The organism is Caulobacter sp. LARHSG274 (genome assembly GCF_052871235.1).
This window is the reverse complement of record NZ_JBIXJO010000001.1, coordinates 262,259-281,923: the sequence shown is the minus strand read 5'-3', so window position 1 is coordinate 281,923 and position 19,665 is coordinate 262,259. Positions and strand designations below refer to the sequence as shown.

Here is a 19,665-nt window from a genome sequence, read left to right as displayed (position 1 = left end):
AGCGCTTGCCGGTCGCGGTGGAGCAGTTCGTCCTGCGCTGGGGCGACATGGGCGGGCAGTGGGGCGTCAACCGTTCCGTCGCCCAGATCCACGCCCTGCTCTATCTGGCCGATCGGCCGATGACCGCCGAGGACATCGCCGAAGCTCTGGGCATGGCGCGCTCCAACGTCTCCAACAGCATCCGCGAACTGATCGGCTGGAAGCTGATCCGCCGCACGCCCGTGCTCGGCGACCGGCGCGACCACTATGAGGCCGAGGCCGATCTTTGGCAGATGCTGACCCGCATCGCCCAAGGCCGCAAGGAGCGCGAGATCGACCCGATGGTCGAGGCGCTGGGCCATGTGCTGGCGGCCGCCGACGGCGACCCGACCCTGACCAAGGTGGCGCGCGCCCGGCTGAGCGCCATGCACGACTTCGTCACCACCATCGACAGCTGGTACGGCCAGATGCTGACCGTGCCGCCCAGCACCCTGATGGCCCTGATCAAGCTCGGCTCGAAGGTCGTCGGCCTGCTGGGCGTCGGCCGGGGCAAGGCCTCGGCGCCGGGCAAGGCCAAGTAAAAAATTTCAACGTGAATTTCTCTGAAGACAGAAATAACTGACCTCAAGGAAGCGGGGCCGACCATGACGAAGCCCAGGAGAACCGGCCAGGAAGGCCCCGATGAAGACCGGCGCGGGGCGGCGGCTGAGACCGAGGTCCTCTACGATCCGCGGTTCCGCCTGCTGCTCGGCGGCGAGGCCTGGGCCCGGCTGCCGGCGGCGGTGCGCGAGCGGTTCGGCAAGCGGATGGGACCCGGCGCGGCCGTGACCTATGTCGGCGAGATCGTCGAAAGCCGCCGCGCCTGGCCCGGCTGGCTGCTGGCCCAGCTGTGCCGGCTGATCGGCGGGCCGCTGCCGTTGCATGACGATGTCGGAGCCGCCGCCGTCGTCACGGTGACCGAGGACGCGCGCAGCGGCGGCCAGTTCTGGACGCGGATCTATGGCCGCGCGGCCGGCTTCCCGCAGGTGATCCACAGCAGCAAGCGCTTCGCCGGTGCGACCGGGCTGGAGGAATATCTCGGCTGCGGGTTCGGCATCGCCCTGACGGTCAGCGCCGACACCCAGGCCCTGCACTTCCACGGCCATCATTACTTCCTGGCGCTCGGCCCCGTGCGGCTGAAGCTGCCGCCGTGGCTGGGAGCGCTGACCATCAGCCATGTCGACCGCGGCGATGGCGGCTTCGCCTTCGTCCTGGCCCTGCGCCATCCACTGTTCGGCGACATCATCAACCAGACCGGCCTGTTCCGCGAGCGACGCGCCCAGGGCGAGGAGATCCGTCGATGACCGACCTGATCTGGACCCTGCTGTTCGTGCAGGTGGCGGTGGGGGCGTTCGACACCGTCTACCACCACGAGTTCACCGAGCGGCTGGCCTGGCGCCCGGCCCAGGCGAGGGAACTACGGCTGCACGGCGTGCGCAACCTCGTCTATGCGGTGATCTTCGTAGCGCTGGGCTGGAGTCGGCCGCAGGGCGCGGCGGCGATCGCCCTGATCGCGTTGATGGTCGGCGAACTGGCCGTCACCCTCTGGGACTTCGTCGAGGAGGATCGCACCCGCAAGCTGCCGGCCAGCGAGCGGATCGTCCACACCCTGCTGACCCTCAACTATGGTGTCGTTCTCGCCTTGCTGGTCCCGCAGCTGCTCAAATGGGCGACGCTGCCGACCAAGATCACCCCGGCTTATAACGGTCCCTGGAGCGGAGTCTGCGCCGTGGCTGCGCTGGGCGTCGTCGCGAGCGGACTGCGCGACCTTGCCGCGGCCGGCCGCGCCAGGCGGATCATCCTGAGCGATCCCGCGCTCTTGGCCGAGGCGCTGCAAGGGCGACGGGCGATTCTGGTCACCGGCGGCACCGGCTTCATTGGTGAACGTCTGGTCGCCGCCCTGGTCGGGGCCGGGCACGAGGTGACGGTGCTGACCCGGGATCGCGCCCATGCCGCCGGCTTGCCTGCGCCGATCCGGATCGTCACCGCCCTCGACCAAATCGCCGACGACGCCCGTCTTGACGCCATCATCAACCTGGCCGGCGAGCCGATTTCGGACGGCCTGTGGACCGGCGCCAAGCGCCGCCGGATCCTCCGCTCGCGCCTGCGAACGACGCGCCAGGTGATCAAGCTGATCGAACGGCTGCGGACGCGGCCGGCGGTGCTGGTCAGCGGCTCAGCGATCGGCTGGTACGGCCTGCGCGGTGATGAGGCGCTGGACGAGACAGGCGACGGCCGTGATTGCTTCTCGCGGACTCTCTGCGTCCGCTGGGAACTGGCGGCTCAGCCCGCCGCAGCGCTGGGCGTGCGGCTGGTGACCCTGCGCATTGGCCTGGTGCTGGCGGCCGAAGGCGGCCCCCTGCCGCGGATGTTGACGCCATTCGAGCTGGGCCTGGGCGGACCGTTCGGGGCGGGGCGACACTGGATGAGCTGGATTCATCGCGACGACCTGGTGCGCCTGATCGTCCACGCCATCGCCACACCCGAACTGAACGGGCCGGTCAACGGCACGGCGCCGGAGCCGGTGCGCAACGAAGCATTCGCGGCGGCGCTCGGGCGGGCCCTGGGGCGTCCCGCCTTCCTGCCGGCGCCGGCCGCGCCGCTGCGGTTGGCCTTCGGCGCGTTCGCCGACGAGCTGTTGCTCAGCGGCCAAAGGGTCTTGCCCGCCGCGGCGCTGAGCGCTGGCTTCCGTTTCCGGTATCCCGACCTGGATCAAGCACTCGCGGCGATCGTCGGGCGAATGACGCCGCCGACCGCTCCGAGCCCGTCCCGAGCAACGCCGCTTGAGGCGCGGACCAACTGAACCGCCAAAGCGTCCGAGAAGGATTTGCCCAACGCCCGTTCCCTATCGTCTATTGCGCCCAAACATTGATGTGGAGCGGCGAACCGACATGAAAGCCAAGACCGTCATCCTCGCCTCCGCCCTGCTCGGCCTGGGCGGCGTGCTGGCCGGGTCGCTGGCCATGGCGCAGTCCAAGCCGGAGGACACCGAGCAATGGAAGCCGACGCCGGCGGTGGTGACGCCGGCTCAACAGGTCGGCGGCCCGCCGTCCGACGCCGTCGTGCTGTTCGACGGGAGCAATCTGGACCAGTGGGTTTCGACGCAAGACAAGTCGCCGGCCGGCTGGACCGTCACCGACGGCGTGCTGACCGTGAACAAGGCGCGCGGCAATATCGAAACGCGGCGCAGCTTTCGCGACTACCAGCTGCACCTGGAATGGCGCATTCCGGCCGACATTGCCGGATCGGGTCAGGCGCGGGGCAACAGCGGCCTCTTCCTGGCGTCGACCGGCGATGGCGACAGCGGCTACGAGCTGCAGATTCTCGATTCCTACGACAACGCCACCTATGTGAACGGCCAGGCCGCCAGCCTCTACAAGCAGCATCCGCCGCTGGTGAACGCCAGCCGCAAGCCGGGCGAGTGGCAGACCTATGACGTGGTCTGGCGGGCGCCGGTGTTCGGCGGGGACGGGGCGGTCGTCTCGCCGGCCACGGCGACGGTGCTGCACAACGGCGTGCTGGTGCAGGACAACGCCGTGCTGGCCGGCGAGACGGTGTACATCGGCAAGCCGCCGTCCCGGCCCTACACGACCGCGCCGATCAAGCTCCAGGCCCACGGCGATCCCAGCGCGCCGATCAGTTTCCGCAACATCTGGGTCCGCGAGCTGCCGCCGCGCTCCTAGGTCGGCGGCGGAGCCGTGCTCGACCGGACGACGAGGCGGTGGGGCAGGGTGACGTTCTCCAGGGCGATGGCGCGGTCGCCCAGAATGTCGAGCAGAAGCCGGACGACCTCATGGCCGATCTGCTCCATCGGCTGGCTGACCGTGGTCAGTTGCGGGTGGAGGTATTGGGCGAAGCGGATGTCGTCGAAGCCGACCAGCGACACGTCCTGGGGGCAGCGCAGGCCGCGTTGACGGATCGCCTCCAGCGCGCCCATGGCCATCTCGTCGCTGAAGCAGAAGACGGCGGTCGGGCGGTCGGGCGCGTCGAGCAGCGCGCCGGTCTGGCGCACGCCGGACTCGATGGAGAAGTCGCCGGTGACGATGCGCAGGGCCCCGGCTTGGCCATGGCGCTCGGCCGCGGCGCGAACGCCGGTCAGGCGGTCGCTGCTGATCGGGCTGGCCAGCGGACCGGTGACCACGCCGATGCGGCCGTGGCCCAGGCCGTAGAGATGCTCCATGACTTCCGTCGCGGCGCGTTCGTTGTCGATATGGGCGCTGGAGACCGCCAGGTCGGGCCGGAATTCGCAGCCGTTGACGATGGGGGTTTTCGGTCCCCGGGCCGCGACCATTTCGGCCAGGGTGTCGGGCAGGCGGTGGCCCAGGAAGATCAGGCCGTCGGCCTCCTTGCGGCGGAGCATGGCGGCATATTGCTCCTCGCGCGCTTCCTCGTGGCGGGTGTCGCCCAGGAGCACGGAATAGCCGGCCGCGTGGGCGGCCTCCTCCACGCCGCGGATCACCTGCGAGAAGAACGGGTTGGAGATGTCCGGCACGGTGACCAGAATCTTCTCGGTTCTCAGGGTGCGCAGGCTCTTGGCCGCGAAGTTGGGCTCGTAGCCGAGGCGGATGACCGCCTCCATCACCTTGTTGCGGGTCGGTTCCAGGACCAGTTCGGGCGCGCTGAAGACCCGCGAGACCGTCGCCGTAGAGACACCCGCGTCGCGCGCAACATCTTGAATTGTAGCCATCGGCGCGACACTGGCGACAAGCTAGTCTGTTTGCAAGACGCCGCTCGCGGGGCGACAGCCCCTACATTGCAGTTGCCGCCTGAACGAACGCCTGTTATCGATGATTTCGATTACATCGAGGCGAGCAGGCCCCTCCGGGTCCATAAGACTGCCGCCGGCCCGGTTGGGGAGACCAGGACATGACGGCCAAGGTGCGGCTCTTCCTGATGATGGTGCTTCAGCTGGCGATCTGGGGCGCCTGGGCGCCGAAGATCTTCCCCTACATGGGCATGCTGGGCTTCGCGCCCTGGCAGCAGTCGCTGGTCGGCAGTTCCTGGGGCGTGGCCGCCGTGGTCGGGATCTTCTTCTCCAACCAGTTCGCCGACCGCAATTTCGCCGCCGAGCGTTTCCTGGCGGTCAGCCACTTGATCGGCGGCCTGGCCCTGGTGGGCACGGCGCTCTCGACCAGCTTCTGGCCGTTCTTCGCCTGCTACCTGATCTTCAGCCTAGTCTATGTGCCGACCCTGTCGGTGACCAATTCGATCGCCTTCGCCAATCTGCGCGATCCGGCGGCCGATTTCGGCCCGGTGCGGATGGGCGGCACGGTCGGCTGGGTGCTGGTCAGCTGGCCCTTCGTCTTCCTGCTGGGCGCCCACGCCGGCGCCGAGCAGGTGCGGTGGATCTTCCTGGTCGCGGCGATCCTCTCGTTCGTCTTCGCCGGCTACGCCCTGACCCTGCCGCACACGCCGGCCCGCAAGGACGCGCCGGGAATCGATAAGCTGGCGTGGCGCCGAGCGCTGAAGCTGCTGGGCGCGCCGTTCGTGCTGGTGCTGTTCCTCGTCACCTTCATCGATTCGGTGATCCACAACGGCTACTTCGTGATGGCTGACGCCTTCCTGACCAACCGGGTGGGGATCGCCGGCAATCTCAGCATGGTGGTGCTGAGCCTGGGCCAGGTAGCCGAGATCCTGACCATGTTCGTGCTCGGCCGGGTGCTGGTGCGGCTGGGCTGGAAGGTCACCCTGATCATCGGCGTGCTGGGCCACGCCGCGCGCTTCGCGGTCTTCGCCTTCTTCGCCGACAGCATCCCGGTGATCGTGGCCGTGCAGCTGCTGCACGGGATCTGCTACGCCTTCTTCTTCGCCACCGTGTACATCTTCGTCGACGCTGTGTTCCCCAAGGACGTGCGGTCCAGCGCCCAGGGCCTGTTCAACCTGCTGATCCTGGGCGTCGGCAACGTGGTGGCCAGCTTCTTGTTCCCGACCCTGGTCAGCCGCCTGAGCCATGCCGGCGCCGACGGGGTCGCGACCGTCGACTATACGAGCCTGTTCCTGGTCCCGACCGGCATGGCCCTCGTGGCCGTGCTGCTGCTGGCCCTGTTCTTCAAGCCGCCAACGCGCGGACCCGTGGGCCAGGACGCCGACGAGGTCGCCCCCGTCATCACGGACGGCCTGAAGTCCCCGACCTAGCCATTCCCGCAACGCAAGAAGGAGAGCCCAGGTGCGCTCACTCGCTCCCGCAATTCGAGCCGCCGGCGCGGACCTCTCACGGCGCGGTCTCCTGGCCGCCGGCGCGGCGGCCCTGGGCGCGGCCTATGGCGGCGTCGCCGGCGCGGCCGAGAAGCCGTTCTTCCAGCGCCGGAGCTTGCCGGTCGGCATTCAGCTCTACACCCTGGGTCCGGACCTGCAGAAGGATCTCGACGCTCAACTCGCCACGGTCGCCAAGATCGGCTTCAAGTCGGTGGAACTGGCCGGTTATCTGGGCCGCACGCCGGCCGAGCTGCGCGCCGCCTTCGATCGCGCGGGGCTCGTCTGCCCCAGCGCCCATATTCCGCCCAAGGCCGCCAGCGGCCCCAGCTTCAGCGGCGATCTGGCCAAGCTTGCGGACGAGTTGCACGTGATCGGCGTGAAGGCGGCGATCATGCCGATCCTCTACATCCCCGACCGCCTGGGCGGCGCCGATCTGCGCCAGGCCGGTCCGCAGATGACCGCCGACGACTGGAAGTGGAACGCCGACTTCCTGAACGAGAAGGCCGCCGTCCTGAAGAAGGCCGGGATCGTCAGCGGCTACCACAACCACAATTTCGAGTTCACCCCGCTGGGAAATACCACCGGCATGGAGATCCTGCTGAAGGGCACGGACCCGAACCTCGTCACCTTCGAGATGGACGTCGGCTGGGTCACGGCCGCCGGCCAGGATCCGTTCGCCCTGCTGAAGACGCATCCGCACCGCTTCACCCAGATGCACGTCAAGGACATCAAGGCCAGCACCAAGCCCAATTTCGAACTGCGGCAGGATCCGACCGAGGTCGGCGCCGGCATGATCCCGTGGCCCAAGCTGCTGCCCGCCGCCTATGCGGCCGGGGTTCGGGGCTTCTATGTCGAGCAGGAGCCGCCGTTCGCCCACAGCCGATTGGACTCGGCGAAGATCAGCTTCGACTACCTGGCGAAAGTGACGGCCTGATGAGCGGACGGGCGCCTCTGCGGCTGGCCATGATCGGCGGCGGTCCCGGCTCGTTCATCGGGCCGGTGCATCGTATGGCTGCTGAGCTGGACGGCCGCATCCGGCTGACGGCCGGCGTGTTCAGCCGCGATCCCGAGAAGAACGCGGCGGCCGCCGACGGCTGGGGCGTGCCGCGCGACCGGGTCTATCCCGACCATCACGCGCTGATCGCGGCCGAGCGGGCGCGCAGCGACGGGGTCGATCTGGTCGCCGTGGTGACGCCCAACCACTTGCATTTCGAGGTCGCCGCCGCGGCGTTGCGCGGCGGCCTGCATGCGATGAGCGACAAGCCCGCAACCCTGAACCTGGCCCAGGCCCAGGAACTGGCCGAGATCGTCGCCGCCTCCGGCAAGCTCTACGGCCTGACCTACACCTATACGGGTTATCCGATGGTCCGCGAGGCGCGCGAGATCGTCGCCCGTGGCGATCTTGGCCGGGTGCGCAAGGTCGTCGTCGAATATTCGCAGGGCTGGCTGTCGCGGCCCCTCGAACGCGAGGACAACAAGCAGGCCAGCTGGCGGTCCAATCCGGCTCAGTCGGGCGTCGGCGGCTGCATCGGCGATATCGGCGTGCACGCCTTCAACATTGCCGAGTTCGTGACCGGCGTCCGGGTCGAGCGCCTGTGCGCCGACGTCGCCACGGTGGTTCCGGGGCGGAACCTGGACGACGACTGCAACGTGCTGCTGCGGTTCGCGGGCGGCGCGCGGGGCGTGCTGATCGCCTCGCAGGTCTCGGCGGGCGCGCGCAACGGCCTGAAGATCAGCGTCTATGGCGAGAAGGGCGGCCTGACCTGGTCGCATGAACGCCACACCGAGCTCACGCTGGACTGGCTGGACGGCCCGTCCCAGGTGCTGCACGCGGGATCGGCCTATCTGGGCGCGGGCGCCCAGGCCGTGACGCGGATCCCGACCGGTCATCCGGAAGGCTTCATCGAGGCCTTCGCCAACATCTATCGCGACTTCGCCGACGCTATCCAAGGGCGCGGCGCAGGCCTCGTGCCGGACATCGCCGAGGGCGTGCGCGGCATGGCCTTTGTCGAGCGCGCGGTGGCCGCCAGTCGGGCCGAGGCCGGCTGGGTCATGCTGCTGGAAGGAGAGGGGCGATGAAGACGCTCAAGGGGCCCGGCATCTTCCTGGCCCAGTTCATCGGCAGCGAGCCGCCGTTCGACAAGCTGGAGACCATGGCCGCCTGGGTCGCCGACCTTGGCTATGTCGGCGTGCAGATGCCGACCGGCGGGGCGGACTCGTTCTTCGACCTGGCGCTGGCCGCGGAAAGCCAGGCCTATTGCGACGACATCACCGGCCTGCTGGCGGGGCATGGCCTGCAGATCACCGAGCTGTCGACCCACCTGCAGGGCCAGTTGGTTGCGGTGCACCCGGCCTATGACGAGCTTTTCGACGGCTTCGCCCCGCCCGAGCTGCGCGGCAAGCCCAAGGAGCGCCAGGCCTGGGCGGTGGGGCAGCTGAAGGCCGCCGCCGTCGCCAGCCGGCGCCTGGGCCTGAACGCCCACGCCACCTTTTCCGGCGCCCTGGCTTGGCCGTATTTCTATCCGTGGCCGCAGCGGCCGGCGGGCCTAGTCGAGGAAGCCTTCGCCGAACTCGGCCGCCGCTGGAAGCCGATCCTAGACGTCTTCGAGACCGAGGGCGTCGATGTCTGCTACGAAATCCATCCGGGCGAAGACCTGCACGACGGCGCCACGTTCGAGCGGTTCCTGGACGAGGTCGGCGGCCACCCCCGCGCCAACATCCTCTATGATCCCAGCCACTTCGTGCTGCAGCAGCTGGACTATCTTGGCTATATCGACCGCTATCACGAGCGGATCCGCGCCTTCCACGTCAAGGACGCCGAGTTCCGTCCGTCGGCCCGGTCGGGCGTCTACGGCGGTTATCAGGGCTGGGCCGAGCGGCCCGGGCGTTTCCGCTCGCTGGGCGATGGCCAGGTGGACTTCAAGGCGATCTTCTCGAAGCTGGCCCAGTACGACTATGCCGGCTGGGCGGTGCTGGAATGGGAGTGCGCTCTGAAACATCCGGAGCAAGGCGCCCTCGAAGGCGCGCCGTTCATCCGCGACCATATCATCCAGGTGACGGACCGGGCGTTCGACGACTTCGCCGGCAGTGCGCCCGACGGCGACCGCAATCGGCGTCTATTGGGGCTCTAGAAGCCGCCGCCAAACCTCTGACGGAGTTCCTTTGATGAAGTTCCAGTTGATGCTCGCCGCCGTGCTGGCCGGAATGGCCACCAGCGCCGTCGCCGCGCCCTCGGGCCAGGCCCTGTTCGAGCAGCGCTGCTCGGTCTGCCATTCGCTCCAGCCGGCGCCGGGAAAGATGGGGCCGCCCCTGGCCGGCGTCGTGGGCCGCAAGGCGGGGACCGTGGGCGGCTACAGCTACAGCGCGGCGATGAAGGCGTCGAACATCACCTGGACGCCCGAGGCGCTGGACACCTTCCTCAAGGGACCGGGGAAGATGGTCCCCGGCACCAAGATGCTGATCGGGGCGCCGGACGCAGAGCAGCGCGCCGCTCTGGTCCAGTACCTCGGTACGGTCAAGAAGTAGCGGGCCGGTTTAGCGCGCCGTCAGTTCCTGGATCTCGATGTCCTTGAACTCGACAGGATGGCCCTCGCTCTGCAGGGCGATATAGCCCTCGGTGATGGGCGCCTCGCCGTGAGCGGCGAGATAGGCCTGGGCGCCCGGCGCGACGGTGTCCTTGGGATCGTACGTCAGGCCGGCATAGTGCTCGACCGTCACGCCGTTGATCTTCTGGAAGACCTCGCCGTTCGGCAGGACCTCAAGTTCCAGCTTGGTCCAGGTCCCGTTGGCGATCGTCGGGCCATTGACCGGCGGCGTGCAGTGGTCCTTGGCCTGGACGCCGTCGAAGGTGATGTTGACGCCCGGCGTGCAGACGGCGCCGGTCGCCTTGGGCGCATCGCGCTTGTCGCCGAGCAGCTGGAACTCGACGGACACCGGGAAGGACTGGTCCAGCGTCATGCTCTCGGGGCTTTGGCTGTGGAACATCACGCCGCTGTTGCTGCGCGCCCAGGTCGGGGTGTCCGGCAGGCCCGGATCGAGGAACCGATAGGTCAGGCGCAGGCGATAGGCCTTGAAGGGCGTCTTGTAGAACAGGTGGCCGAACTGGTTGTTGAACCGCTCGTAGCCGGCATAGGACACTCGGATGGCCCCATGATCGACGACGAAGGTCTGCTGATAGTTCTCGCCGGCGGGACGTCCGGCGATCTTCGGCGTCCAACCGTCCAGAGTGCGGCCGTCGAAGATCGGACGCCACGGGCCGGCCCTCGCCGGCTCGGCCTGCGCACCGCTGACAGAGGCGCCGGCGCACAGGGCGATGCAGCCAAGCAGCAGCGCGGCCTTGGCGGGGTTCACCACCGGGGCGCGCGCCGATCGAACGGGATTTTCGGGTTTGGTCACGATGTTTTTTCCTCCCTGAAGTCTGGTCGCCGTTGAAGCCGAACGCCAGCCATACTTGCAATGTAACCCATTTCATGGAAGCCTCCAGGCAACAATGAAGAGGGTTCGCTGGCAAACCTCTCCGCCCTGGCCGAGCCGCCTGGCGGTCGGGGCGGCGCCGCCCGCCAGGACCCAAACGGGGAGCAAACATGGCCAATCTGAATGGTCGCGCACGCCAAGAAAACACCTACGACGCGATCGTCGTCGGCAGCGGCATAACCGGCGGCTGGGCGGCCAAGGAGTTGACCCAGAAGGGCCTGAAGACGCTGGTGCTTGAGCGCGGCCCGATGGTGCGCCACCTGGAGGACTATCCCACCGCGGTGATGGATCCCTGGCAGGCGAAATATCCGCGAGGGGAACTGCCCGCGGACGAACTGAACAGCCACTATGCAGTGCAGCAGCGCACCGGCTACGTGGTGACGGAATACACCAAGCATTTCTTCGTCAGGGACGACCAGAACCCCTATACCGAGGAAAGCCGGTTCGACTGGATCCGCGGCTACCACGTGGGCGGACGGTCGCTGACCTGGGGCCGCCAGAGCTATCGCCATAGTCCGATCGACTTCGAGGCCAACGCCCGTGAGGGAATCGCCGTCGACTGGCCCATCCGCTACGAAGACCTCGCGCCCTGGTACGACCATGTGGAACGATTCATCGGCGTCTCCGGCCAACGGGAGGGCCTGGCCCATCTTCCCGACGGCCAGTTCCAGCCGCCAATGGAGATGAACTGCGTCGAGAAGGCGTTCAAGGCGCGCAGCGAGTCGCGTTTTCCCGAGCGGCGGATCACCATGGGCCGGACCGCGCACCTGACCGAGCCGACCGAGGAGCAGCTCAGCCTTGGCCGGACCAAGTGCCAGTACCGCAACCTGTGCATCCGCGGCTGCCCGTTCGGCGGCTATTTCAGCTCCAACTCCGCGTCCCTGGTGGCGGCCGAGCGCACCGGCAATCTGAACATCCGTCCGAACGCGATCGTCACCTCGCTGATCTATGACGAGAAGAAGGGCCGGGCCAGCGGCGTGCGCATCCTCGATTCCGAGACGCGCCAGGAGGAGGAGTACTACGCCGACGTGGTCTTCCTCTGCGCCTCGGCCTTCAACTCCACCTGGATTCTTCTGAACTCGACCAGTTCGCGTTTCCCCAACGGTTTCGGCAACGCCAGCGACCAGCTGGGCCGCAACGTCATGGACCACCACCTGGGCGTCGGCGCGACGGGCGAGCTGCCGGAATTCGCCGACATGTACTATTCCGGCCGGCGTCCGAACGGCATCTATGTGCCGCGCTTTCGCAATCTCGGCGACCCGGCCACGGCCCGGAGCGACTATCTGCGCGGCTTCGGCTATCAGGGCGGCGCCTTCCGGCCGGGATGGGATCGGGACCTCGACCGTGGCGGCGCCCGCGATCCCAACGGCGAGGGCTTCGGGGCGGCGCGCAAGGCCGCGCTCACCCAGCCCGGACCGTGGGTCATGTCGCTGGGCGGATTCGGCGAGATCCTGCCCTATGCCGACAATCGCATCATGCTGAACCACGATGCGAAGGACCCTTATGGGCTGCCGACCCTGACGATGAAGGTCTCGCTCCGTGACAACGAGCTGGCGATGCGCCGCGACATGCAGACCGCCGCGGCTGAGATGCTGGAAGCGGCCGGCTTCAAGAATGTCCAGGGCCGCGACGGCGGCTATGCGCCCGGACTGGGCATCCACGAAATGGGCACGGCGCGCATGGGGCGGGACCCGAAGACCTCGGTGCTCAACGCCCACAACCAGGTCCATGAGTGCAAGAACGTCTATGTCACCGACGGAGCGGCGATGACCTCGGCCTCCTGCGTGAACCCGTCGCTGACCTATATGGCGCTGACCGCCCGGGCCGCGGACCACGCGGTCCAGGCGCGCAAGAAGGGGGAGCTCTGATGCTGAACCGACGAGACGCCCTATGGGGCCTCGGCCTGACGATCGGGGCCGGAGCGACAGGTCTGGCCAGGCGGGCGGCCGCCGCGACGGTCCCGCCGCTGAGCTGGACGCCCACGGCGCTGACGCCCGACCAGGCGCGCGTGGTCGACGTCGTAGCCGAACTGATCATACCGGCCACCGATACGCCGGGCGCTCGAGCTGCCGGCGTGCCGCAGTTCATCGACCGGGCCCTGGCCGACTATTGCGACAAGGACCAGGCGCAGCTGCTGCGGACGGGCCTGGACCGCATGGACGCCGACGCCCGGGCCGCCCATGGCGACGCCTTCGTCGCCCTGACGACGCCGCAGCAGATCGCGCTGCTGAGCAGCTATGACCGGGAAGCTTCGGCCGTCAGGAACCAGACCCCCGACCAGCCGCACTTCTTCCTGGCCTTGGAGGATCTGGTGACGGTCGGCTATTTCACCTCTGAGCCCGGCGCGACGATCGCGTTGAGATATGATCCCGTGCCCGGCGCCTATCACGGCTGCGTGCCGTTGTCGGAACTCGGCCACGCCTGGGCGACTCGTTGAAGAAAGGCCGCTGGCCGACCTGCGCTGGGTAAGAGGCCTTCGCCGGAGATCCCGGAGACGTGGGCCTCTGAGCGCCCATTTCCTGGCGCGTGAATTTGCGTGGCGATGCTATTCGAGCGCCTTCACGATCCTTCGCGGCTGAAAGGCTCTCCAGTGACGACGACGCGCATGACGCTCCTGAGATCGGCGGCGTGTCTGGCTTGCTTGGCCGTGATGGGGATCGCGTCGCCGTCCGCCCGGGCGCAGGCTCCGGAGGCCGAACATCCGGGCGACGCCTCGACGATCGGCGAGCTTGAGGCGATCGACCGCGTCTGGGCGGGCCACAAGGTGGGTTTCGCCCTCGTCACCAGCCGGACCCGGATCTACGCCGCCTATTACGACGCCAACCGCCAGCTCACCATCGCCCAGCGCCCGAAGTCCGGCGGCGCGTGGATCTACAACAAGGTCGACTGCTGGACCGGCTGGGACAGCCACAACTTCATTGCGATGGCGGTGGACGCCGACGAGCAGGTGCATGTCGTCGCCAACCTCCACGTCGATCCGCTGAACTATTTCCGGACCACCAAGGCCGGCGACGTTCGATCCCTTCGCCGGGTGGAACGAATGGTCGATCCGGCCGTCGAGGAACGGATGACCTATCCGATCTTCCTGCACGACGGCGCCGGCCGGCTGGTGTTCAAATATCGCGACGGCGGCAGCGGCGACGGCAATGAGATCTACAATGTCTATGACGTGCGGGCCCAGAGATGGACCCATCTGCTGCAGACGCCGCTGACCGACGGCGAAGGCCAGCGCAACGCCTATTTCGTCGGTCCGGTCCTGGGGCCGGACAAGACCTTCCACATCGCTTGGGTCTGGCGTGAGACGCCGGACGCCTCGACCAACCATGACCTGTCCTACGCCCGCAGCGAGGACCTGATCCATTGGCGCCGCTCGGACGGGACCCCGTTGAAGCTGCCGATCACCCTGGGCAAGGCCGAGATCGTCGACCCGGTGCCTGTCGACGGCGGCATGATCAACAACAATACCGTGGTGGGTTTCGACGCCGAGGGCCGGCCGATGATCACCTATCACAAGTTCGACAAGGCCGGGGACACGCAGATCTACGTGGCCCGCCGCGAGAAGGGCGGCTGGACCATCGTCCAGGTCAGCGACTGGAAGGGCTTTCGCTGGGACTTCCGCGGCGGCGGGTCGCTGAACAGCCTGATCTTCGTCGATGGGGCCAGGCCCGACGGACCCGGACGCCTGGTCGTTCCGGTCGTCCGAGAAGGGCGGGCCATCGATTTTGTCCTCGACGCGGGGTCGTTGAAACGCCTTGAGACGCGAGCGGTCGTTTCATTGACCGATCAGCTCAAGTCCAGGATCGCGGTTCCCGAGGGCATGTCGCTCAACCTGGTCGAGGACGCCGGCGGCGGGTCAGGGCGCACCGGAGAGCCCCGCTACGCCCTGGCCTGGCCGACCAATCCGCCCAACCGCGACCGGCCCGCCTCCGATATTCCGCCGCCCACCGTCCTGAGGCTTGTGGAGCTTCGATAAGCTGCCGTCCCTAGCGGCACCCGTCGGTGGCGCTGACGACGGCGTTGTCTTTGACGACGACGGTGCGGCCATAGCAGCCGATCGCGCTGTCCTGCAGCCGATAGTGCTGGACTGACGATCCCGAGGCGTTCTGGACGCGACGGGCGGCGCGGTTGAACTGGCCGTGGGCCGTGGGCGTGACGCGGTTGCTCAGCGTGCGGGTCCAGACGTGACCGTCCGGGGCGATCTCGCGCTGGGTCCGGTTGAGGGTCAGCTCGATCGCCGCCGTCTCGTCGGTTCCGTCGGCCATGGCGGTCGAGGTCGTGGCGATGCTGAGCGGATAGGACAGGGTTTCGCGGCGGGTCGTGACGCCGGCGGCGTCGGCTCGGCGGGTGTCGATGCGCAGGCGCGACCGTTGCCGCATCCGAGCGCTCTGGACCTTGTCGCTGGAGACATAATCCTGGCGGTTGGAAAACGACATGGCGTAGCGCACCGCGGTGGTGACCTCGCCGTGCGAGGTCTGCAGGACGCCCGCCACCTCGCCGTCCTGGGCCAGGCGGGTGTCGATCCGCCCGTTCAGGCCCGCCTTGTCCAGCCGCGCGCGCCGGGCGTTCGTCGCCTCGCGCGCCGCCGTCAGGGTGTTGCGCAGGAGGTGACCCTGCGTCGAGGCCGCGCCGGCGTCCTGCCAGGCCAGCAGGCTGGCGGTGACCAGATAGTAGTTGCGAACCCCCGGGACGGTGACCTCGATGCGATGCGGGCGGCCGTCATTGACCAGCCCGGCGAAAGGGGTCAGGTCGATCCTCGACGACGAGAAGTTCAGGGTCTCCGGGGCCGGAGCGGGAAACCACAGGTACGGATTGACCCCGCCGGTGAAGATCCAGGGAAACAGCGAAGCCAGGCCGGCGCGCTGGCCGTCGATGAAGACCTCGACCCCGCGGAAAGCCCCGCCGCCGCAGCGGTCGTCCTTGGCCGAGGCCAGGGCGTCGGGCACGCAGTCGTACCAGAACTCGTCGTCGGCCTGGCCCTGGGCCAGAACGTCCAGGACCAGGCGCTCGACATTGGTCGGCAACACCACGGACTTGGTCAGCCGATCCTGGTCCTTGGTGAGCTTGGCGACGCCGTCGGAGATCGGCTGCACGATCTGCGGCGCGGCCGGGGCGGGCGTCGCGGCCGTGGCGGGGTAGAACAGCAGCCGGGCGCTGGCCGTCAGCCGTCCGGTGTAGGTCTCGTTGACGACATTGGCGATCAGCACCTCGCCGGCTCCGGGCCGGGCCAGCAGGGCGGCGTAGTCGGTGACGTCGCGCTCGACATGCCAGGCGGGGGCGATCGTCCGACGCGGCTCCATCGTGCTGCCGTAGTAGAGGTTCACCCCGCCCAGATGGATGATGGCGGTGCGGTCGAACTGGCGGCCGGCGGTGACGTCGAAATCGGCTTCCAGCACGACCTTCGCCCAGGGACCGGGACAGGCCGCGGGCGGCGCATAGGGGAAGGCGATCGGCTCGACGCCTTCGAACTGCCGGGGCGCGAACAGGGATACGATGCAAGGCACGCCCGGCGGTCGGGCGACGCCGGGCTCGACCTCGGCGACGGTGTTGAGGCCCGGGCGCGGCAGCGGCGGCGCGGCGAAGCCGGCGGGGATGGGGGTCTCCGCCTGGGCGGCGGCGAGGGGTGCGGCAAGGCCCAGCACAGCGGCGAGCACAGAGATCATGGGGCGGCGAAGCATAACGGAAGCACTCAAAACGAGGGGGAAAAGCGCGCGGGCTAGAAGCCCAGGGTGAAGGCGAGCTGGAGGTTGCGGCCCAAGGGGTCGTAGGTGCCGGTGTAGGTGTTCGGATTGTTGGTGGTGCCGTCCACGAAGGTCGACGGAACCACCGGCGGGGTCAGGTCGAACAGGTTGTTGGCCACCAGGCGAACGGTCAGGCCGGGACGCACCTGCACGGACGCGCCGAGATCGAAATAGTCGTAGGCCTTCAGCCGGGTGAACGGGCCATAGCCATAGGGCGTCGCGCCGTCACTGATCGTGGGATCGGTGCTGTTGGCGGCCAGCCGCGTCGAACCGATGTGACGCCAGTTCAGCGACAGGACCGCTTCGCGCCAGGGCGCGCGCCAGGTCGCGCGCAGATTATGCCGCCACAGCGGTTGTGGCGCGTAGCAGTGGGGCGGACCGAAATAGCCCGCGCAGTTGCGCAGCGGGTCCTCGGGTGCGGTCTTGCCGCCGGTCGTGATCAGCCGCACGCCGGCCAGGCTGAGATTGAGCCGGCCCCAGCCGCCGAGAGCCAGGTCATAGCCGGCCTGGAGGTCGACGCCCTCATTGATCAGCAGCGAGGTGTTCTGGGCGCCGGTCGCGATGTAGCCGCCGGTCGCCGGGTCGCCGAACAGGGCGCCCGTGCCCGCCGCGCGGTGCACGAACTGGCAGTAATAGTCGTCGCCGGTCGCCAGGCAGTTCTGGAGCACGCTGTCGGCGAGGATCGGCCCGATATAGCCGGACACCGCGATGCGGTAGTAGTCCGCCGAAACGCTCAGGCCGGGCGCGGATCGCGGCGTGTAGACCAGGCCGATCGTCCGGGTCCTGGCGTCCTCGGGGCGGAGGCTGGTGTTGCCGTTGCCGCCATAGGTCTGGCACAGCCGGTCCGGACAGTCCTGGATCTGGCCATACTGGGCGGCCGTCACGCCGGTGCGCTGGCAGGCGGCGAGCGTCGCGCTGGGCGTGGGGCCCGAACACGGGTCCGACAGGCCGATCACGCCATAGGACGATCCCGTATAGAGTTCGGAGATGTTCGGCGCGCGGGCGGCGCGGTTGAAGCTGGCCCGGGCCAGCCAGTCCGGCGCAGGCTTGTATTGCAGCTCGTACTTCCAGGTCGGCAGGAGCTCGCGGCCGGTGTTGTAGCGCGAATATCGAACGCCGGCGTTGAACTCCAGTCGGTCGATCCAGGGGCGTCCTTCGGCGACCGGGACCTGCAGTTCGCCGTAGACTTCGTACACCGACTGCCGGCCGCGCAGGGGCGAACTCAGCTTTTCGAAGTCCAGCGCCGCCGCGTCGATCTTCTGCTTCAGGAAGTCCGCCCGGTACTCGCCGCCGACGGCCACGGCCAGGCCTCGGCTGTCCCAGGGACTCTTGACGCCATAGGCAGTGAGGTCGCCCGACAGGTTGGCGATCAGGTCGGTCTGGCCGTACTGGTTGGACCAGACATAGTCGCGATAGGCATAGGCGTAGAACCTGGGATCGACGCCGTCGCGCCGGAAGATGTTGGCAGGGACGCAGGCCGGATCGACCCCGCTGAGCCTGGCCGCGCAGGTCGGGACCCCATCGACCGTCACGACATTGAGGGCGTTGTTGAGCCGAGCCGGATCGATCTCGTTGCTGTCGGACAGCGAGCTGAAGACCGTGGCGTTGATGGCGGTCAGGTCGTAGCGCCAATGGTCGAACACCGCGCCGCGCAGGCCCAGGCTGATCCTGTAGTCCTGGTTGATCGCCTCGGCGCGCAGCGGGCGGCTGCCCGGGCCGCCCATGATGGCGGTGTAGCCGGTCGAGATCAGCTGGGTTGAACCGGCCGCCGAGCCGCAAAGCAGCGTCGCCTGGCTGACCGACAGGAACGGGTTCTGGCAGTTGACGTGATAGCCGCCCGCCGGAACGCCGGTGGTGTTGATGTAGGGGTAGAACTGGCTGTAGGTGGCGTCCTTCATATAGATCAGGCTGGCGTGAAGCTCCGCCGCCTCGGACGCCTTGAAGTTGACGAAGGCGCCCGCCGAGCGGCGCTCGTCGGACCTCATGAAATTGAACATCTCGCGCGTATTGGCGGCATAGGCGCCGCCGTCGGCCTCGGGAATGAAGGCGCCGCCATCGGCGTAGAAGGTCTGTCCCGCCGACGGGCCGGTGAGCGGCTGGAAACGCCCATAGTGCGTGTACAGCGTGTTGAGCGCGCAGGACGGTGCGTTGTTGTTGTCCGTTGCGATGACCCGGCAGGCGGAAAAGTCGCGATCCTTCCACTGTACGGGATCCTGGCTGCGATAGGCGCCGAACAGAGTGATGTCGCCCCGCCCCTGAGCGAAGTGCGTTCCCGCGGTGACGGTCAGGTCCTTGCGAACGCCGTCGGTTGTATGCAGCGGCGGCGTCTTCACCTTGGGAAAGGCGGCGATCACGCCGCGGATGGTGACGTCGTCATTGGCGTGCTGATAGACGCTGTAGGCCCCGTCGATCCGGACGCCCTCGAAGTCCCGGTCCAGCATGAAATTGACGACGCCGGCCACGGCGTCCGAGCCGTAGGTGGTCGAGGCCCCGCCCGTTAGCACGTCGATGCGGCGCACCAAGGCGGCCGGGATGATGTTGAGATCGACGGCCTGGACCGGCGCCAGGCGCTCGCCGTCCAGCAGGATCAGCGTTCGCTGGTGGCCCAGATTGCGCAGGTTGATCTTGGCCTGGCCGTCGGCGTCCGAGCCGTTGGTGAATTGGGTGGAGTCGGCGCGCGCCACCGGCAGCCGATTGATCGCCTCCTCCAGATTGAGCACCCCGCCAAATTGCAGTTCGGCGCCGGACAGCGTCGTGACCGGCGCGGCGGCGATGGTGTCGGCCCGCCGGATGCGGGTGCCGGTCACCACCAGCGCGTCGATGGTGGTCGGGGTGATGGTCTCAAGCGGCCGCGCCTGGGGGGCGGCGGCGGCCTCGGGCGGCGGCCTGGGCTCGGGGGTCAGCACGTAGATTCCGGGCGCGATCGGTTGCGCCCGCAAGCCGGCGCCCTTCAGCAGCAGTTCCAGCCCCTTGTCGACTTCGAAGGCGCCTTGCAGGGCATGGGTACGCTTGCCCCGCGCCGCGGCGGCCGACAGCAGGAGCTGAACGTCGGCCTGGCGGGCGAACTCGGCGACGGCAGGTCCCGCGTCCTGGGCCGGAATCCGAAAGGTCTTCACCGCGGCCAGGGTCGGTTGAGCCAGCCCTCCCGCCGCGAGTCCGACCGCCATCACCCAGGCCCGCATCCGTTGCCGAGACCCGCTTGGGGAGGGCTCCAGCTGGGGCGGGGGCTTGTGCAGGCCAA

At 68.3% G+C, this 19,665-nt stretch carries 16 protein-coding genes; 12 read left to right on the top strand and 4 right to left on the bottom strand.

Features of this window, described 5'->3' with window-relative positions:
• Nucleotides 1-5 precede the first annotated feature (5 nt).
• The 4 genes from ACIPQB_RS01250 to ACIPQB_RS01235 all read left to right on the top strand — a co-directional run bounded on the left by ACIPQB_RS01250 (nt 6) and on the right by ACIPQB_RS01235 (nt 3,701).
• Nucleotides 6-560 (top strand): GbsR/MarR family transcriptional regulator, encoded by a 555-nt coding sequence (locus ACIPQB_RS01250; protein WP_446483374.1) that lies wholly within the window; start codon nt 6-8, stop codon nt 558-560.
• 63 nt (nt 561-623) lie between these two features.
• Nucleotides 624-1,322, top strand: coding sequence for a DUF4166 domain-containing protein (locus ACIPQB_RS01245; RefSeq protein ID WP_446483373.1), 699 nt, complete (start codon nt 624-626; stop codon nt 1,320-1,322).
• Nucleotides 1,319-2,821 (top strand): TIGR01777 family oxidoreductase, encoded by a 1,503-nt coding sequence (locus ACIPQB_RS01240; RefSeq protein ID WP_446483372.1) that lies wholly within the window; start codon nt 1,319-1,321, stop codon nt 2,819-2,821. Before ACIPQB_RS01245 ends, ACIPQB_RS01240 begins: the two co-directional genes overlap by 4 nt.
• Before the next feature lie 160 nt (nt 2,822-2,981).
• The gene (locus tag ACIPQB_RS01235) at nt 2,982-3,701 is read left to right on the top strand and encodes a 3-keto-disaccharide hydrolase (protein WP_446483967.1); all 720 of its coding nucleotides are present in this window, start codon (nt 2,982-2,984) and stop codon (nt 3,699-3,701) included.
• On the opposite strand, the gene ACIPQB_RS01230 is transcribed toward ACIPQB_RS01235, so the two are convergent.
• Complete coding sequence (locus ACIPQB_RS01230) at nt 3,698-4,705, bottom strand: LacI family DNA-binding transcriptional regulator (protein ID WP_446483371.1); 1,008 nt, start codon at nt 4,703-4,705, stop codon at nt 3,698-3,700. The two genes, ACIPQB_RS01235 and ACIPQB_RS01230, sit on opposite strands and share 4 nt — an antisense overlap.
• A gap of 179 nt (nt 4,706-4,884) precedes the next feature.
• Between ACIPQB_RS01230 and ACIPQB_RS01225 the strand changes: the two genes are divergently transcribed.
• From ACIPQB_RS01225 to ACIPQB_RS01205, 5 genes are read left to right on the top strand one after another with little or no spacing between them, the layout of a single operon-like run.
• Complete coding sequence (locus ACIPQB_RS01225; RefSeq protein ID WP_446483370.1) at nt 4,885-6,153, top strand: MFS transporter; 1,269 nt, start codon at nt 4,885-4,887, stop codon at nt 6,151-6,153.
• A gap of 31 nt (nt 6,154-6,184) precedes the next feature.
• Nucleotides 6,185-7,147, top strand: coding sequence for a sugar phosphate isomerase/epimerase family protein (locus tag ACIPQB_RS01220; protein WP_446483369.1), 963 nt, complete (start codon nt 6,185-6,187; stop codon nt 7,145-7,147).
• Complete coding sequence (locus ACIPQB_RS01215) at nt 7,147-8,292, top strand: Gfo/Idh/MocA family protein (protein WP_446483368.1); 1,146 nt, start codon at nt 7,147-7,149, stop codon at nt 8,290-8,292. Before ACIPQB_RS01220 ends, ACIPQB_RS01215 begins: the two co-directional genes overlap by 1 nt.
• Nucleotides 8,289-9,344 (top strand): sugar phosphate isomerase/epimerase family protein, encoded by a 1,056-nt coding sequence (locus tag ACIPQB_RS01210; protein WP_446483367.1) that lies wholly within the window; start codon nt 8,289-8,291, stop codon nt 9,342-9,344. The genes ACIPQB_RS01215 and ACIPQB_RS01210 overlap by 4 nt, the downstream gene beginning before the upstream one ends.
• 34 nt (nt 9,345-9,378) lie before the next feature.
• A complete protein-coding gene (locus ACIPQB_RS01205; protein ID WP_446483366.1) occupies nt 9,379-9,738 on the top strand; it encodes a c-type cytochrome in 360 nt (119 codons plus the stop codon).
• Nucleotides 9,739-9,747: 9 nt separating this feature from the next.
• Here the strand turns inward: ACIPQB_RS01205 and ACIPQB_RS01200 are convergent, their stop codons facing one another.
• The gene (locus ACIPQB_RS01200) at nt 9,748-10,608 is read right to left on the bottom strand and encodes a 3-keto-disaccharide hydrolase (protein WP_446483365.1); all 861 of its coding nucleotides are present in this window, start codon (nt 10,606-10,608) and stop codon (nt 9,748-9,750) included.
• Between the two features lie 188 nt (nt 10,609-10,796).
• Here ACIPQB_RS01200 and ACIPQB_RS01195 point away from each other — a divergent pair, with 188 nt between their 5' ends.
• From ACIPQB_RS01195 to ACIPQB_RS01185, 3 genes are all read left to right on the top strand, one after another.
• Nucleotides 10,797-12,554, top strand: a complete 1,758-nt coding sequence (locus ACIPQB_RS01195) for a GMC oxidoreductase (RefSeq protein ID WP_446483364.1) — start codon at nt 10,797-10,799, stop codon at nt 12,552-12,554.
• Nucleotides 12,554-13,123 (top strand): gluconate 2-dehydrogenase subunit 3 family protein, encoded by a 570-nt coding sequence (locus ACIPQB_RS01190; protein ID WP_446483363.1) that lies wholly within the window; start codon nt 12,554-12,556, stop codon nt 13,121-13,123. The genes ACIPQB_RS01195 and ACIPQB_RS01190 overlap by 1 nt, the downstream gene beginning before the upstream one ends.
• A 213-nt stretch (nt 13,124-13,336) precedes the next feature.
• The gene (locus tag ACIPQB_RS01185; RefSeq protein ID WP_446483966.1) at nt 13,337-14,659 is read left to right on the top strand and encodes a BNR repeat-containing protein; all 1,323 of its coding nucleotides are present in this window, start codon (nt 13,337-13,339) and stop codon (nt 14,657-14,659) included.
• A 10-nt stretch (nt 14,660-14,669) separates the two neighbouring features.
• On the opposite strand, the gene ACIPQB_RS01180 is transcribed toward ACIPQB_RS01185, so the two are convergent.
• Both ACIPQB_RS01180 and ACIPQB_RS01175 read right to left on the bottom strand, forming a co-directional pair.
• Nucleotides 14,670-16,346 (bottom strand): peptide-N4-asparagine amidase, encoded by a 1,677-nt coding sequence (locus ACIPQB_RS01180; RefSeq protein WP_446483362.1) that lies wholly within the window; start codon nt 16,344-16,346, stop codon nt 14,670-14,672.
• 53 nt (nt 16,347-16,399) lie between these two features.
• Nucleotides 16,400-19,591 (bottom strand): TonB-dependent receptor, encoded by a 3,192-nt coding sequence (locus tag ACIPQB_RS01175; protein WP_446483361.1) that lies wholly within the window; start codon nt 19,589-19,591, stop codon nt 16,400-16,402.
• Between the last annotated feature and the right edge of the window lie 74 nt (nt 19,592-19,665).